This window comes from Streptomyces sp. MMG1533 (assembly GCF_001279775.1).
In the GTDB taxonomy this organism is placed as follows: Bacteria; Actinomycetota; Actinomycetes; order Streptomycetales; family Streptomycetaceae; genus Streptomyces.
On the sequence record NZ_LGDG01000266.1, the window covers coordinates 1 to 15,286 of the forward strand.

The following is a 15,286-nucleotide window of genomic DNA, read 5'->3' on the forward strand; positions in this document are numbered from 1 at the left end:
GAGTTCTCCGGGCAGGCGGTCGGCGATGAAGCAGAAAACCCCACGGCGCGAGCCGTAGGAATCCCCCTCGTTAACGAGGGGGAGGAGGTCAAGAACGGCCCTCCTACAGGCCGAACAAACGACCCAAGGCGGCGATCACCAAAGCGTGAGTCGGGCCCTGGGCTGCTGTCGAGGCCTTCGGCTCACTGATCCGTGTTGCTCAGCCGACCGGTCCCGTCATCGCGTGCGGCCGTACCGCCGGTTCGAGCAGCGACAATGTCCGCTGCTGCGCGTCGAGGGCGACGCGGATGCCGACCGGCATCGGCAGATTCGGGCCGGCGTGTCCGAACTCGACGTTGCCCAGGACGGGGATGTCGCGGTCGCCGAGGACGTCGAGGACCAGCTCGGGGAGGGTCGGGGACGCGTCGGGCGAGTCGAGTCCGTCGATCGCGTGCGGGACGCCCACGACCATGCCGGCGATTCGATCGAGGATGCCGCTGTGGCGCAGTACCTGCAGATAGCTCCACACATACGCTGCTTGGCCGCCCATCTCCTCCCAGAACAGCACCGCGCCGTCGAACCATTCGAGCGGCAGCGCGTAACGTGTCGCCTGCGTCAGCACGATGCGATTGATCACCCCGCCGATCAGCCGGCCTTCGGTGCGACCGGCACGCCAGCACTCCCACGACGGGGTGGCCGGCAGCGCACCGATCGGCTCCGTACCGGTCAGCAGCGTCGAGTAGAGCTTTTCAAGTTCCGCTCTGCGGGCTGCGGGCGCGGCCTGCCAGTGCCCGCCGAGTCCAGGGGTGGCCACGTCGGCATGGAACCCGACCAGACCCGTGCGCGCGTAGAGCACCAGATGCAGCAGCGAGATGTCGCTGTAGCCGAGGATCGGCTTGGGGTCGGCAGTGATCGCCTCGACGTCGATCAGGTCGAGGTAGCCGAGCGCCGTCTGGCCGCCGTCGTGCGCGATGATCGCGCGCACCTCGGGATCACGCAGTAGTCCATTGAATTCCTCGGCGATCTCCGCCGGCGTAGCCGCGCTCCACCAATGGTGCCGCCCTGCTTCGAGGAGCGGTGCCCGACGTACACGGAATCCCATCCGCTCGAGCACGACCACAGCCTGCGCGAGGTCGGGCTCGTAAACGGCATGGAGCGGCCCGGACAGCGATGCGACAACGACGAGATCTCCGGGCCGCAGGGCACGAGGTCGAAGCAGCTGAGGCAGTGCAGAACCGGTCACCGACGCAGTATCCCGACACGCACAACAACACGCTACGCATATATCGATCGACCGCCCAGCAGGGTGCGTTCCAGAGCGGAGCCAACGGGGAGTGCGCAGCCGTGTCGCTGCGCGGCTGGTGCACGGGCGCTCAAGTCTGTCCCTCGGGAGACATCTCGCTCGACAGTCCGAGGGCCTCGTCTGTTACACCTCGCCGTCCGTCATCCGGTCAGCGGCCACTCTGAAGAAGCTCATTGAGTGGGCAGCCGCACACCTGGCCCGGTGCCAGTACCAAAACCCTTTGACGGGCGCGCCGCCCAGCCCCGACGATCAGGCGCGTGTCTGCCGCCCTGGCGCCTCTGCGCCACCGCCCGTTCCGTCACCTCTTCATCGGTACGACGGCCAACCTGCTCGGCAACGGGGTGGCCCCGATCGCCCTGGCCTTCGCCGTGCTCGATGCCACTGGCTCGGTCGGCTCGCTCGGGTTGGTGGTCGGCGCCCACTCCCTCACCAGCATCCTTTTCCTGCTGTACGGCGGGGTGTTGGCGGACCGGCTGCCGCGCGGCCCGCTGCTGGTCGGCAGCAGTGTGGTCAGCGCCGTGATCCAGGCGGTGATCGCCGCTCTGGTCCTCACCCACAGCGCCGCCATCCCCCTGCTCATGGTGCTCGCCGCGGTCAACGGGGCGTCAAGTTCCTGCTACCAGCCCGCCGCCCAGGCCCTGCTGCCCCAGACGGTGCCGGCCGAGTCCCGCCGCGCCGCCCTCGCGCTCTCCCGGATCGCGGGCAGCAGCGCGATGATCGTGGGCGCCTCGCTGGGCGGCGTACTGGTCGCCGCGGTCGGCCCCGGCTGGGGCCTGGCCGTCGACGCGCTCACCTTCGCGCTCGCCGCCGCGTCCTTCGCGCTGGTCCGCGTCCAGGTCGCGCCGCCCGAGCCCAGCCCCGGCCTGGTGCATGAACTGCGCATCGGCTGGCAGGAGTTCACCTCCCGCAGCTGGGTGTGGGTGATCGTGGTGGCCTTCTGCTTCCTCAACGCCGGCATCACCGCCTCGTTCACCGTCCTCGGCCCGGCCGTCGCCGACACCACCGGGATCGGCCGCACCGGCTGGGGCCTGGCCGTCGCCGCGGGCTCGCTCGGCGCGGTCGCCGGCGGCGTACTGTCGCTGAGATGGCGGCCCCGGCGCGCGATCCTGGTCGGCTGCGCGCTCATGGGCCTGACGGGGATGATGCCGCTGCTGCTCGCGCTCGCCCCGTACACCTGGGTGCTGGTCGTGGCCAACTTCGTGGCGGGCGTGGGTATCGAGCAGGCCGGCGTCGCCTGGTACTCGACCCTCAACGAGCAGATCCCCGAGGACCGCCTTGCCCGCGTCTACGCCTACGACGACCTCGGCTCCTACCTCGCGCTCCCGCTCGCCCAGTTCGCCGCCGGACCTGCCGTACTCCTCCTCGGCCTCCATGCCACCCTCTACGCGGCCGCCGCGCTCATCCTCCTCGCCACCCTCGCCATGGTCGCCACCCCCTCCATCCGCGCGCTGGGCCCGAAGATCGCAGAACCGCTGCCCGCCTCCGAAGATCCGGTGCCTCGCTGAGTTCGACTCTGACGCGTGAACAACCACGGGTGGGTGGTATTTCGGGGAACGACGGCGCGCCCAGCGGGTCCGTGCCCGCTGGGTTTCGTTCCGGAGGGTTCATCCGGTGCTCTCCATGGGGTCGAGGGTGTCAATCCCCCGAAAACGACCCGGCCTCCCCGGACCGCCAGGGCGCGACAGATTCGCACACGGGAACAGCGGTTTCGTTGCCGCTCGTTGCCAGGTGGGCTTCCGCGCGTCGATAGGCTGGCCCTCGAAGGGGCATTGTCTGTCTCACCGCGTACACCTGTTTCGCGGTACTCTGCCCGAACGCCCGGCACACGTGTAGCACCATGCCTGGTGGAGGCGACCAGAAACCTCGTCCTCCGTCGGTAGCCGCCGACGGTGTGCCAGGACGAGGCTCTGGCCCCGGTGACGTGAGCCCTGGCTGTGTGATCAGCTGGGGCTTACGTGTGTCAGGTCCACGGACGCTGCTCGACGAGCCACGCGATCCAGCGAAGGGTTTCGCCGGCCATGTGCACACGCTCACGGGTGAGATGCGGCCGTCCGTGGTGCCTGTACCGGTCCTTGAGTGACTGGATGAACGTCTTCAAGGACCTCTCCCTCCTGGCCTGTGGGCCAGGCGAGGCGGGGGTGCGCCCCGCTCCGCTGGGGACGATCGTCCACGCCCCCAGCTGGAAGGTGCAGCACGATGCCCCGAAGGATTGGACGTGACTCTACAGCGCCCGGGACCTGCAGTGATGCCAAAATCCCGAAGAAAGCTGCATATATGCAGGTCAATCGCTAGTTCTGTGTGCCGCCCGAGGGGGTGGCGAACCGAGCGAGGAGAGACGACCGGCGGCCGTGGGAATCTCCACGGGCTGAACCCTGCACAGACGAGCCGAACTGATGGGCACTCATGTTGCGGCAAAAGTCCGGCAATTGACTGCGCACAGTGGCATCCACGACCTGCAGGCCGCCCTCGCTCGCAGCGGCGGGCGCCGGGTGTCGGCGGCGGGGCGGTCCGCAACAGCAGCACCTCTGAGGAAGCAGCTCAGCCCTTGACGGCGGAGCTGGCGACGCCTTGGACGAACCAGCGCTGGAAGAAGGCGAAGACGATCAGGACGGGCAGGACGAGCAGGACGCCGAACGCGAGGATCTGGCCCCAGTCCGGGGGCAGTTGGGCCTGGAAGACGCTCATCTCCAGGGGGAGCGGGCGTACCGAGGGGTCGGAGACCATCAGAACCGGCCAGAGGAAGGAGCCCCACTGGGTGAGGAAGGTCAGGATCGCCACGGAGGCGAAGGCCGGCTTCGACATCGGGACGATGATGGCGAAGAAGGTACGCCAGGGGCCCGCGCCGTCGAGGCGGGCGGCTTCCTCGATGCTCGGCGGGATCGAGCGGAAGAAGGTGTGGAACTGGTAGATGGAGAAGGCGTTGGCGATGAACGGGATCGCCTGGATGAAGAGGGTGTTGCGCTGGTCGTTGAACATGTAGAAGAGCGGGACGGCGACCGACTCGAACGGAACCAGCATCAGCAGCAGGACGAGGGTGAAGACGGCGTTGCGGCCGCGCCACTTCAGCCGTGACAGCCCGTACGCAGCCATGGAGTTGACGAACAGGCCGCCTGTCACGACGACGAACGCCAGCAGCAGTGAGATGCCCATGAAGCGCCAGAAGTAGCCGGAGCTGTCGGAGTTGAGGCTGTCGAGGACGGCCGTGTAGTTGTCGAAGGACAGGTGAGTGGGGAGGAAGCCGGTCAGGCCGTTCAGGACTTCGTCGGACGGCTTGAGGCTGCCCATGAACAGGTAGATCACCGGCAGCACGAAGATGAACGCCAGCACGCTGAGTACGGCGTAGTCGAGGAAGCGGCGCAGGGGTGTGCGGGAGAGGCCCGTGTTGGTGCTCATGGTCAGTCCTCAGTCCTCGTTGTCGGGCCGGACGACGCGGCGCTGGATGAGGGTCAGGGCAACGACGATCAGGAAGAAGACGACGGTGATCGCGGACGCCTGGCCGACGTTGTTCTGGTCGAAGGCGGTGGTGACGGCCTGGTACATCACGGTGCGGGCGGCGTCCTCGTTGAGGCCGCCACCCTTGACGAGGACGTAGACCTGGTCGAAGACCCGGAAGGAGAGCACCGAGGTGAGCAGGGCGACGAAGACGAGGGTGCCGCGGATGCCGGGCAGGGTGACGTGGCGGAACTGCTGCCAGCGGCTCGCGCGGTCGAGTTCGGCGGCTTCGTAGAGCTCGCCCGGGATCTGCTGGAGGCCGGCGAGCAGGATGACCATCTGGAAGCCGACGCCTTGCCAGATGGACAGCACGATGATCGAGACCATCGCGGTGGCGGAGTCGCCGAGCCAGTCGAAGGCGCCCCAGTTGCCGAAACTCACCGCGTGCAGCGCGGAGTTGAGCATGCCCTGGTCGCTGCGGGCGAGGATGAGCCGCCAGATCACGGCGACCAGCGCCATCGGGAAGACGACCGGCATGAAGAAGAAGGACCGGAACAGGCCGATCGCCTTCAGCTTGCGGTTGAGCAGGATCGCCAGCCCGAGCGCCAGCCCCGTCTGGACCGGTACGACGACCACGGCGAAGGTCAGGTTGTTCAGCAGGGCCCGCAGGAAGGGGCCGGACAGGTCGGGGTCGGTGAACAGCCGCCGGTACTGCTCCAGGCCGAAGAAGGTGGGCGCGAGCGGGGAGCCGAGGCGGACGTTGTAGAAGGAGAGGACGACGGCGTAGCCGAACGGGATGCCGACGAAGGCGATGAGTCCGGCGACGGCGGGCGTGGACATGAGCAGCCCGTGCAACCAGTCGCGGTTCTTGCGCACGGAGCGCGCGGGACGCGCGGACTTGGCGGCGGTCACGGGTGGGGCCTTCTCCCGGGCGGGGGGCGCGGCGTGCGCCGGTTCGACGGATGTCACGGATGGGTCCTGTTCCCGGCGGGGGCAGGCGCGGCGCAAGCGGGCCCGCCCCCGGCCGATGGTCCTACGGGATCTTGTAACCGGCGTTGTCGGAGTAGTCCTGGTCGATGGCGCGGGCGGCCTTCTCCAGGGCGCTCTTGGGGTCGGCACCGCCGTAGATCGAGTTCAGGGCCTCACCGAACTTCGCGGTGATGGTCGGGTATCCGGCGGTCACCGGGCGGGTGACGGCGACGCACGTCTTGGTGATGTCGCTGTCGCCGCAGGGCTTGGCGAGCTGGTCGGCGAAGAGCTGGAGCGGTCCGCCCTGCTTGTACAGGGGGCTCGCGGCGAGTGCGGTCCTGGTGGCGGGCGGGGCGCCGTTGGCCGTCGTCATGGCGGTGACGTTGGTGTCGTTGAGGAGGTAGTCCATGAACGCGCCGGCGGCCTTGGCGTTCTTGCTGTCGGAGCCGATGCCCCAGGCCCAGGAGCCCTGGCCGGTCTTGGGGCCGTTGCCGAAGTCGGGTAGCGGCAGCACGACGAGGTCATCGCCGAGGGCCTTGCTGTAGGTGGGGTACATCCAGTGGCCGACCCAGCTCAGGGCGACGCGGCCCTTGGCGAAGGCGTTGCCATCGGTGTTGGGGTCGACGTACGTCTTCCAGGACTGGAAGGTCTTCAGGGCCGAGACCACGGCCGGGGTGTCGAGGGCGCCCTCCGCCTTGTCGCCCTTGATCAGCGTGCCGCCTGCCGACCAGACGATCGGGGCGAAGCCGTAGGTGCCCCACTCGGTGGCGAATCCGTTGCCCTCCTGAACGTCGAGGGTCTTGCCGTCGGAGTCCTTGGCCTTGAGTGCCTTGAGCGCGGCGGTGAACTGCGCGGCCGTCCAGTCGTCGGAGAGGCTGGTCGGGTACTTCACGCCGGCCGCGTCCAGCAGCTTCTTGTTGCCGTAGATCCCCAGGCCGGAGTCGTACATGCCCAGGCCGTAGTGCTTGCCGCCGATCTCGCCCTGGGACTTGCTCGCGTCGGTGGCGTTGGCCATCGTCTTGGAGGAGACGTAGTCGTCGATGGGGGCGAGCTTCTTGTTGTAGACGAAGTTCGCCATCGTGGGGCCGTCGAACTCCATCACGTCCGGCAGTTCGGAGGCGCTGGTGGCGGTGATGGTCTTGGTGTAGTCGTTGCCGGGTATCAGCTTCAGCTCGACCTTGATGTCGCTCTGCGAGGAGTTGAAGGACTTCACCGCGGCCTGCACGGCGGCGTCCTCGCTCTTCTGGCCCTGGTGGGCCCAGACGCTGATGGTGCCCTTGCCGCTGCCGCCCTCGGCGGAGGCGTCGGTGCCGCTGCTTCCGCCGCAGGCGGCCAGTGCCGCCAGGGGCAGGGCGAGAGCCAGGCCCGTACAGGCTGTGCGGCGGTACCTTCTGCTGGTCGAGCTCATGATCAGTGCCTCCGTGCTGTGGCGAGGGTTCGTGGTGCGGGAGTGTGTTTCGAGGCGTGGGGGTGTGGGGCTCAAAGGGGGTCCGGTGTTACTGCGGTCCGCGCGGGCGGGGCGGTGCGGTGGTCTCGCGCAGGACGAGGCGGATGGGCATCTGGACTTGCCCCGGGGATTCGGCGTCGGGTTCGTCGAGCTGGCGCAGCAGCAGCCGGGCCGCCTCGGCGCCCTGCTCGGCAACCGGCTGGGCGACGGTGGTCAGTCCGACCACATCGGCGAGTTCGTGGTCGTCGAAGCCGACGACGGACACGTCCTCCGGCGCCTTGAGCCGGTGGCGGCGCAGGGCGCGCAGCGCGCCCATCGCCATCTCGTCGGACTGCGCGAACACGGCGGTCGGCGGGCGCGAGGCGGCCAGCAGTTCGGTCATGGCCCGCTCGCCTCCCTCGACGGTGTAGTCGCCGTCCGCCTCCAGCGCCGGGTCGTGCTCGATCCCGGCGTCGGCCAGGACGTCCAGATAGGCGTTGCGGCGCTCGATGGGGGTGGTCCAGTGCAGCGGCCCGCTGGCCCCCGAGATCATGCCGATGCGGCGGTGGCCGAGGTTGACCAGATGCCGTACGGCGCTTTCGGTGCCGGCCCGGTCGTCGATGCCGACGACGGTGAAGCCGGGCCGGGTGCCGCCGACCGTGGTGGCGAGCGGCACCCCCAGTGAGCGCAGTGCGGCCGACTCCTCCTCGTCAGGGATGAGTAGCGACAGCACCGCGTCCACTCGCTTGCGGACCGGCAGCTTGGTGAAGAAGCGCTTGCGTGTCTCCGGCGAGCCCAGGTTGTACAACAGGACGTCGTACCCGGCGGTGCTGAACACCTTCTCGGCCGCGTCGAGCACGGTGCCGAAGAACCAGCGGCCCACGTAGGGAACCAGGACGCCGATGGTGTAAGTGCGGCCGCTGGCCAGGCTGGAGGCGGAGCGGGAGGCGGTGTAGCCGAGCTGGGCGGCGACGGCCGCGATCCGGTCCCGCACCTCGTCGGACACGCCCGGACGACCGCGCAGTGCGCGGGACACGGTGGACGCGGAGACGCCGACCGCCTGGGCGACGTCGTTGATGCTGGCCGTCACGGCTCAGTCCCTCCCGTTGGTTTCACGTCGATGTGATCTGTGGGTGACGTGACCGTAAACCCGGCCATCTTGTTGCGCAAGCGTTTGCGTTCATATTTACTTGGGCCGATTCCGAAGAGAGTCCGTTTTGATCAATGGTCAGCGCACGCGTTTGGGCGCTGTGAGCCGACAGGAACTGCGCATGCGATACGCCCCGCCCGGCCTGTGCGTGAACGACTTCGCCCTCCTGCGGGACGAGGACGGCACGTACGCGGTGCTGCACCTGCAGGGGCCCTGGACCGCCGAGTTCGACCACCTGCGGATGGAGACCTCCTACGGCCGGGCCACCTCCACCGACCTGGTCGACTGGCAGCCGCAGGGCACCGCCTTCGGGGTCGGCCTGCCCGGCCGCTTCGACCAGCAGGCCGTGTGGACCATGCACCCCATCCGGCACGGTCACGGAATGGCGATGTTCTACACGGGCGTGAGCGGACTGACGGCAGGCGGCTGGCCGTTGCAGTCGGTCGGGCTGGCGTACTCCGACCGCACCGACGGCACCGGCTGGCGCCGCCACGGCACCGGGCCGGTCGTCGAGGCCGACCCGCGCTGGTATCGCACCGGGGAACAGATGGCCTGGCGCGACCCGTTCGTCGTACGCGACGACGAGTCGGACGGCTGGGCGATGGTGGTCTGCGCCAGCGACGCCTCCCTCCCGGTCGAGGCCGGCGGCTGCGTCGCGCTGGCCACTTCCGGCGATTTGGAGCACTGGACGGTCCATCCGCCGCTCATCTCACCCGGCGACGTCGACGAGTTGGAGTGCCCGGTCCTGGAACGCATCGACGACGGAACCTGGCTGCTGCTCGGCTCCATCGGCGCCACCCGGGGCTTCGAGTCGTGGACCGCCCCGAGCCTGCGGGGCCCCTGGACCCGGCGCGGCCCCCTCGGCCCGACCGGTTCCTACGCCCCCCGCGTCACCGCCGCGCCCGACGGCTCCCGCGTCGTCCTGCACACCACCCCCCGTCAGGTCGGCCTCACCGACACCGGTGACCGCTGCCGCGGCATGCTCGCCCAGCCGAAGCTCCTGGTCACACCTGCGGACGGAGCACCGCGCCTGGAGTGGTGGCCCGGCCTGAACCCGTGGCTCGGCGAGGAAACCGACCAGCCCGCCCTGCACGCGGTCGGCGACCTCGACGTAACCTGCCCCGTCGAGATCACCCTGCGCACTCATACCGACGAAGGAGAACAGCCCGCTCTTGCCGTCGGCTGCGACGGCAAGAACCTGTGGGTCACCGGCCCGGACGGCACCCGCCTCGGCGAGGCGGTGCTGACCGAGCCCGCCACGACCCTGCGCATCCTCACCATCGGCGAGTACGTCGAGGTCTACGCCGACGGCGTCTTCGCCCTGACGACCCTGTGCTACTCCGGCCGTCCCGCCAGGTGGACGGCCGTCGCCGAAGGCCACGAACGTAATGTCCCTGTCCGCCCGATCCGGCTGCCCGACCCGCATCGCGACGATGCCTCCGCCGTCTGGTCCGACCCCTCTTCGCGCTGACCCGAGCTCCCCTCCGGCAAGGCCCACTCATGAACGTCACCGCCGACGGTCTCCGCCTCCCCGACGGCTTCCTGGGGGGCCTCCGCCGCCGCCCACCAGATCGAGGACAACAACGTCAACAGCGACCGGTGGCAGATGGAACACGGTGGCGGCGCCATCGCCGAAGCCCGCCTCGACGCCGCGGACAGCCACCACCGCTGACGCGAGGGCATGGACCTGCTCGCCGAACTCGGCTTCACCGACTACCGCTTCAGCCTCGAATGGGCCCGCATCGAACCCGCTCCCGGCCACTTCTCCAAGGCCGAGATCGCCCACTACCGGCGCATGGTCGAAGGCGCCACCGAACGGGCCTGCGCCCCATGGTCACGCGACCACTTCACCGTGCCGCGCTGGTTCGCCGAGCGCGACGACTGGATCGGCGTCCAGTCCTACGCCCGCACCAGGATCGCCACCGACGGCCCCATCCCCGCCCGCGACGACAGCAGTCGTACGGCTTCGGGAGGCGGCCCGCCGCTGCCGACGTCGATGTTCACGAGAACGGGAGGCATCCCGTCCCTGGCGGGCGTGGCTGTAGGGCCCGGCCCCTTTGGTGAGGGTGGGGCCCGGGCCGGTGGCTTGATCGGTCTGCGAGTCTTGATCGCTGCCGAGCCTGCTGATTGGGTGGCCGGCATGACTGAGCTCGGACCCGTCGCCTGGCCCCCTGCACCGATCAGGACCGAGAGGCTCGTGCTCCGTGAGCCCGAGGCCCGGGACCGTGCGGCGTTCATCGAACTGCTCGCCTCGCCAAAGGTGCACACCTACCTCGGCGGCTCCCGGCCGCGTGAAGAGCTTGAGCGCGAGATGCCCGAGGTGCCCGAGCGGTGGCCGGGGAGTTTCGTCGTTGATCTCGACGGGGAGATGATCGGCCAGATCCTGCTCAGGAGAGCACCGGAGCACAGTCGCCCGGCTGCCGCGGGGAAGGTCGATCTCGGCTACATGTTCCTGCCGCGGGCGTGGGGATTCGGGTACGCCGCCGAGGCGTGCGCGGCGGTACTCGACTGGTCCGACGGCGTCCTTCCCGGCGAGCCGGTGGTGCTCCACACCCAGGCTGCCAACGTCGGCTCGATGCGCCTTGCGGCGAAGCTGGGGTTCGCCGAGGTAGAGCGGTTCCAGGCCTGGGACGCCGAGCAGTGGCTCGGCCTGCGATCCCCGGTCACGCCCTCCGATTGAGCTCGTGCTCGACAGCGCGGATCCTCAACTCGACAGCACTACTGGGACGGAGCCCAGCGCTGTTGAGACTCGTGAACATCTCACCAGGCGTCCGACCTCCTGTCGCGAACCCTTATTTGCTTTCGCATTGAGCCACCGAGCACTAGTGTCCGGGTACAGCGAGTGGACCCACGAGGAGTTGCAGACATGGTCGGTCGCCCGAGCGCGCGTTGACGTTGTAGGCCGATCGGCCTGTCATCGCGTGCTGCCCTTGAGGTTGCGGCACAGCGAGCCTTCTCCTGCCTGAACCGTCGGCGCACCTGTCGTGTGCCCGGTAGCGGGCCTCGTTGTCGGCAACCCGAGAGGTCCCTGTGCCGTCCGCTTCCTCCGCTGTATCCGATTCCGGGCGACCCGTTCCGTCAAGCCTGTGGCGGGACAGCGACTTCCGCAGACTCTGGGTGGGGCAGACCGTCTCCCAACTCGGGGAACACACAGGGCTGGTTGTTCTTCCGCTCTTCGCCGTCCTGACGCTCAATGCCAGTGCCACCCAGTTGGGCGTCCTGCGCGCCGTGGGCCAGGCGCCGATCCTGTTGCTCTCACTCTTCGTCGGCGCATGGGTGGACAGGTGGCGCACTCGCACGGTGATGGTGCTGACTGACGTCGGCCGGACCCTGGCACTGGGCGCCGCCGCCGTGGCCGGCCTCTTCGGCGGGCTCGGCCTGCCCGCGCTCTTCGTGATCGCCTTCGCCGTCGGGGCCCTTTCCGTGTTCTTCGACGTGGCATACCAGGCGTCTCTCGTACGGCTGGTGAAACGCGATCAGCTGGTGCGGGGCAACAGCGCGCTCGAGGGCAGCCGGTCCGCGGCGCAGATCGGCGGTCCCGCCCTCGGTGGTGCGTTGGTGTCCCTGCTGTCGGCGCCGATCGCTGCCGCCTCCAGTGCGCTGTTCTTCGCGCTGTCGTTCCTGTCGATCCGACGAATCCGTCGAGTCGAATCGACCGCGGAGCGCCTGGAACGTCCCGCTTGGGTCTGGCGGCGGATCCACGAGGGACTCCGATTTGTCGTCAGCGATCCCTCGCTGCGGACCGTGTGCCTGGCCTCGGCCGCCTTCCAATTCTCCTTCGCGGCCGTGATGACCGTCTATCTGCTCTTCCTGCCGCGGGAACTGCACCTGTCCGGCACCGCCGTCGGGCTGGCACTCGCAGCGGCAGGGCCGGGCGCGCTCCTGGGCTCCATGCTGGCCGCCCGCCTGCCGAACCGGTTCGGGTACGGCCCGGTACTCCTGGCCGCGGCGGCGCTCGGCGACGGCGTGTTCTTGTGTGTACCCGCGCTGCACAGCTCCTCCGCGGTGACCGTTCCCGCGCTCATTGCGGCCAACTTCGTGTTCGGGGCCGGCGGCCAGTTGGTGAATGTGGCGGTCATGGCCGTCCGACAGACGGTCACTCCAGACGGAATGCAAGGCCGCGCGGCCGCGACGATCACGTTTGTCGGCATGGGGCTGTCCCCACTCGGCTCCCTGCTCGGCGGATTCCTCGCTGCGGAGTGGGGGTTGCGCACCAGTCTCTTGGCGACGGCCGCAGGCATGATGCTGTCCCCGGTGGTGATGGCCTTGTCCCCGCTCGCACGCCTTGGACGGACGCTACCGGCCGCGCCGCCGACGCCGTACGCGCGCAAGGGGCCTCGACCCTGAGGAACTGCGGCGACCAACCACCTCGGCCACTTCGCCCTGACCACCGGCCTGCACGACGCACTGGCCGCCGACGGCAAGGCACGCATAGTGGGTGTCAGCTCCAGCGGACATCTGATCTCCCCGGTCGTCTTCGAACGACATCAACGTCAACTACCGCCCCTGAGACCCGCTGGTTGCCTACGGGCAGTCCAAGACCGCCACCGTGCTCTTCGCCGTCGAGGCCGGCCGCCGCTGGGCGCCGACGGGATCACCGCCAACGCCCTCATGCCCGGCCCCATCGCCACCAACGTCCAGCGCCCCACGGGGGCCTCAAGACCCCGCCCGAGCGCGTAGGTCCGCAGTGCGCCCTGACCGAAACCGGCCGCCTCCGCCCGGCTCTGTTCGTGGTATGGGACGGCTGGCCGGCACGACGGGCAGCCGAAGGCATTCAGGTCTCGCTCACTACGGCCAAACGATGGGCGGACCGCTACCGCGAGCACGGCGAGGTCGGAATGCGGCAGGACCAATCGAAACGGGCAACCCGCCCACAACGCCCTGTCTGGCTGGTACCCAGTCCGGTGCCGTGCCGTGCCGTGCCGTGCCGTGCCGTGCCGTGTCGTGCCGGGCGCCGCGGCGTGCGATCGCGGGCACGATGCTGCGATCGCGGACTTGGTCGCTCTGGATGTCATGGTCGTAGCCGCGGTCGGCGAAGGGTGAGCCCGGCTTGCGGCGGGGACGGCCGACCCGGCCTCGGACCGGCGGGATCGCGTCGAACAGGGGGGAGTAGCTGGGTGATTTCGTTAAGGTTGCCGCCGGTGCGCAGGATCGCCAGCGGGGTGCCCTGCCCGTGAGGAGGTCTCCGGCACCAGCCTCAAGCTCAAAGTGCCTACGGGGAGTTCGACCAGCCTGACATCTCGGACGCGGACAAGATCATGTACGGCAGGCTGGAGATCCCGAGCGGCCTCACCCTGATGGGCGCCGACACTCCACCCGGCATGGGGCACACGCCGGGCAGCACCTTCTCGGTGCGCCTCAGCGGCGGCGACGACACCGAACCGTGCGGTGGACCGGCAAGTGCCCGCCCTTCTCCCGTACTTGGGGAACGACCGTCAACAGGCCTGACATCGATGGATGTTACGTGTGATTGCTGTTGCTATCTCGTTAACTGGAACCCTTGACGCTGAACGCGCTTACGCAGTTGGCTTTCACCACCTGGTCGCCAGGCTGCTCTCTAGCCCCGGAAGGCACCTGCAGTGAACGCTTCACCCGTCATCCGCTCCGCCGCGCGTCGTTTTCCCCTTGTCGTGGCCGTTTCCACATCGACCCTGTTGCTCGCCGCGTGCGGCGCCATCGAGGGCATCGCCGGGAGCAGCAGCTCCGTGAGCCCGACGAAGGGAGACGACATCACGGTGGGTCTTCTCCTGCCCGACAAGGACACGAGACGCTTCGAGAAGTTCGACTACCCCCTCATCAAGGAACGGGTTGCCTCCCTCACCAAGAAGAAGGGCACGGTCCGCTACGCCAACGCCGGAGCGAGCGCGGCCAAGCAGAGCCGACAGTTCAAGGAGATGATCGACGCCAAGGTGGACGTGATCCTGGTGGACGCAGTCGACGCCAAGGCCATCTCGTCCGACGTCCAGAAGGCCAAGGACGCGGGCATCCCGGTCATCGCCTACGACCGGCTCGCGCAGGGGCCGATCGACGCCTACGTCTCGCACGACAACGAGCTCGTCGGCCAGGTGCAGGGCCGCGCCATCGTCGGTGCACTCGGCGACAAGGCCAAGACCAGCAAGATCGTCATGATGAACGGCTCGCTCGCCGACCCGAACACGGCACTCTTCAAGGAGGGCGCGCTCAGCGAGTTGGACGGCAACGTCATCATCGCCAAGCAGTACGACACCAGGGAGTGGCTGCCGTCGGTCGCCAAGGCGAACATGGCGAAGGCGATCCAGTCCGTCGGGCTCGACAACATAGCCGCCGTCTACTCGGCGAACGACGGGATGGCGGGTGCCGTCATCGACGCGCTGAAGGAGGCGGGAGCGAGCAAGATCCCACCGGTGACCGGGCAGGACGCGGATCTGGCCGCGCTGCAGCGGATCGTCTCCGGCGAGCAGTACATGACCGTGTACAAGCCGTTCCTGCTGGAGGCGGACAACGCCGCGGAGCTGGCCGTGGCCAAGGTCCAGGGCCGCTCGCTCGAGTTCGACGCGCTGACCCCCGACTCCGTCGACAGCCCGACGGAGAAGGACATCCGGTCCAACCTGGTGCAGGTGGTCGCCGTCACGAAGGACAACATCAAGGAGACGGTGATCCGGGACGGCGTCTACACCGTCAAGGACATCTGCACCTCGCAGTACGCGGCGGACTGCGCGGCGATCGGGCTGAGTTAGCGAGAACCCGAGCGCGGGCGAGACGCTCCGCCGAGGGCCTCGCCTCGGCGACCTCCTCGGGCGGGCCAGGCGGCCGGTCGGGTCTGCCCGAGCAGTGCACGACGCTGCTCCGGGGTGAGAGCCTGTGTCTGAACCACCGTCGTCTGCCCGAAGGGCAGGCGCAGCGCCGTTCGGTGCGTGCTCTCGGCGTTCGGCGTCGCAGGTCATGTGGCGGCGTCATGAGCGACGTAGTGCCGGGTGGGTCACGGCCCGCCGCCCTGGTGTGCCGACCAGACATCACCGAGCAATGCTCAGGACTTGTGGATCGGTTC

General features: G+C 68.8%; 11 protein-coding genes and 4 pseudogenes. 8 read left to right on the forward strand and 7 right to left on the reverse strand.

The genetic code is table 11. The annotated features are described in order from the left end of the window. Window positions 1–199: 199 nt before the first annotated feature. A complete protein-coding gene (locus ADK57_RS40460) occupies window positions 200–1,222 on the reverse strand; it encodes a S66 peptidase family protein (RefSeq protein ID WP_053754732.1) in 1,023 nt (340 codons plus the stop codon). Window positions 1,223–1,539: 317 nt separating this feature from the next. Here ADK57_RS40460 and ADK57_RS40465 point away from each other — a divergent pair, with 317 nt between their 5' ends. Then, complete coding sequence (locus tag ADK57_RS40465) at window positions 1,540–2,787, forward strand: MFS transporter (protein ID WP_053754733.1); 1,248 nt, start codon at window positions 1,540–1,542, stop codon at window positions 2,785–2,787. Between the two features lie 455 nt (window positions 2,788–3,242). Here the strand turns inward: ADK57_RS40465 and ADK57_RS50275 are convergent, their stop codons facing one another. The 5 genes from ADK57_RS50275 to ADK57_RS40485 all read right to left on the reverse strand — a co-directional run bounded on the left by ADK57_RS50275 (window position 3,243) and on the right by ADK57_RS40485 (window position 8,199). Next, the gene (locus tag ADK57_RS50275) at window positions 3,243–3,380 is read right to left on the reverse strand and encodes a hypothetical protein (RefSeq protein ID WP_159050230.1); all 138 of its coding nucleotides are present in this window, start codon (window positions 3,378–3,380) and stop codon (window positions 3,243–3,245) included. A 440-nt stretch (window positions 3,381–3,820) separates the two neighbouring features. Then, window positions 3,821–4,675: a carbohydrate ABC transporter permease gene (locus tag ADK57_RS40470; protein WP_053754734.1), complete on the reverse strand. Its 855-nt coding sequence runs from the start codon at window positions 4,673–4,675 to the stop codon at window positions 3,821–3,823. 9 nt (window positions 4,676–4,684) lie between these two features. Then, on the reverse strand, window positions 4,685–5,683 hold the full coding sequence (locus ADK57_RS40475; RefSeq protein ID WP_053754735.1) for a carbohydrate ABC transporter permease: 999 nt from the start codon (window positions 5,681–5,683) through the stop codon (window positions 4,685–4,687). A gap of 64 nt (window positions 5,684–5,747) precedes the next feature. Beyond that, window positions 5,748–7,091, reverse strand: a complete 1,344-nt coding sequence (locus ADK57_RS40480; RefSeq protein ID WP_053754736.1) for an ABC transporter substrate-binding protein — start codon at window positions 7,089–7,091, stop codon at window positions 5,748–5,750. A gap of 88 nt (window positions 7,092–7,179) precedes the next feature. Further along, a complete protein-coding gene (locus ADK57_RS40485) occupies window positions 7,180–8,199 on the reverse strand; it encodes a LacI family DNA-binding transcriptional regulator (protein ID WP_053754737.1) in 1,020 nt (339 codons plus the stop codon). A 181-nt stretch (window positions 8,200–8,380) separates the two neighbouring features. Between ADK57_RS40485 and ADK57_RS52125 the strand changes: the two genes are divergently transcribed. The 6 genes and pseudogenes from ADK57_RS52125 to ADK57_RS48435 all read left to right on the forward strand — a co-directional run. Further along, a complete protein-coding gene (locus ADK57_RS52125; RefSeq protein WP_053754738.1) occupies window positions 8,381–9,730 on the forward strand; it encodes a hypothetical protein in 1,350 nt (449 codons plus the stop codon). A 29-nt stretch (window positions 9,731–9,759) separates the two neighbouring features. After that, window positions 9,760–10,144: pseudogene (locus ADK57_RS49525) on the forward strand (family 1 glycosylhydrolase); the annotation flags it as partial. A 255-nt stretch (window positions 10,145–10,399) separates the two neighbouring features. After that, window positions 10,400–10,939: a GNAT family N-acetyltransferase gene (locus ADK57_RS40495; RefSeq protein ID WP_053754757.1), complete on the forward strand. Its 540-nt coding sequence runs from the start codon at window positions 10,400–10,402 to the stop codon at window positions 10,937–10,939. 350 nt (window positions 10,940–11,289) lie between these two features. Next, window positions 11,290–12,606: an MFS transporter gene (locus tag ADK57_RS40500; RefSeq protein ID WP_053754739.1), complete on the forward strand. Its 1,317-nt coding sequence runs from the start codon at window positions 11,290–11,292 to the stop codon at window positions 12,604–12,606. Between the two features lie 9 nt (window positions 12,607–12,615). Next, a pseudogene (locus ADK57_RS51770) lies at window positions 12,616–12,912 on the forward strand (oxidoreductase); the annotation flags it as partial. Window positions 12,913–12,953: 41 nt separating this feature from the next. Next, window positions 12,954–13,100: pseudogene (locus tag ADK57_RS48435) on the forward strand (helix-turn-helix domain-containing protein); the annotation flags it as partial. A 103-nt stretch (window positions 13,101–13,203) separates the two neighbouring features. Here the strand turns inward: ADK57_RS48435 and ADK57_RS48440 are convergent. Next, window positions 13,204–13,426, reverse strand: a pseudogene (locus tag ADK57_RS48440) (IS5/IS1182 family transposase); the annotation flags it as partial. Window positions 13,427–13,889: 463 nt separating this feature from the next. Between ADK57_RS48440 and ADK57_RS40505 the strand changes: the two are divergent. Then, a complete protein-coding gene (locus tag ADK57_RS40505; RefSeq protein WP_078973608.1) occupies window positions 13,890–14,975 on the forward strand; it encodes a sugar ABC transporter substrate-binding protein in 1,086 nt (361 codons plus the stop codon). Window positions 14,976–15,286 lie beyond the last annotated feature (311 nt).

Coding starts and splice junctions, on each gene's coding strand:
- ADK57_RS40470 (WP_053754734.1), bottom strand. CDS start 4,675: ATGAGCACCAACACGGGCCTCTCCCGCACACCCCTGCGCCGCTTCCTC.
- ADK57_RS40480 (WP_053754736.1), bottom strand. CDS start 7,091: ATGAGCTCGACCAGCAGAAGGTACCGCCGCACAGCCTGTACGGGCCTG.
- ADK57_RS52125 (WP_053754738.1), top strand. CDS start 8,381: ATGCGATACGCCCCGCCCGGCCTGTGCGTGAACGACTTCGCCCTCCTG.
- ADK57_RS40495 (WP_053754757.1), top strand. CDS start 10,400: ATGACTGAGCTCGGACCCGTCGCCTGGCCCCCTGCACCGATCAGGACC.